We start from the raw sequence: 440 nt of genomic DNA on the forward strand, positions 1-440 counted from the left end.
CTCGTACAGGTCGCAGGTGAAGATCAATTCGTCGGCGCCGGTCTGTTCGATCAGTACTTCCAGCTTGGCACGGATCTTCGCCGGGCTGCCCACCATTGCCAGTCCGAGGAAACTGCCGACGGCGTCTTTTTCATGGGGCAGCCACAGGCCGTCCATGGTTTTCACCGGTGGGCACTGCACCAGGCTTTGCCCGCGCATCAAGGCAAGGATGCGCTGGTACACCGAGGTGGCCAGGTAGTCGGCCTGCTCATCGGTGTCGGCGGCAACCAATGGAATGCCGAGCATCACGTAAGGCTTGTCCAGCACGGCCGAGGGCTTGAAGTGGTTGCGGTACACGCGAATCGCCTCGTGCATCAAACGCGGTGCGAAATGGGAGGCGAAGGCGTAGGGCAAACCGCGTTCGCCCGCCAGTTGCGCGCTGAACAGGCTGGAACCCAGCA

Annotated in this window: 1 protein-coding gene; it reads right to left on the reverse strand. The window is 62.0% G+C overall.

What is annotated here, in order from left to right:
• On the reverse strand, nucleotides 1–440 hold a 440-nt coding region (locus FCS21_RS16275; protein ID WP_138624523.1), incomplete at both ends, for an LLM class flavin-dependent oxidoreductase.

Source organism: Colwellia ponticola (assembly GCF_005885605.1).
GTDB classification, from domain to species: Bacteria; Pseudomonadota; Gammaproteobacteria; order Enterobacterales; family Alteromonadaceae; genus Colwellia; species Colwellia ponticola.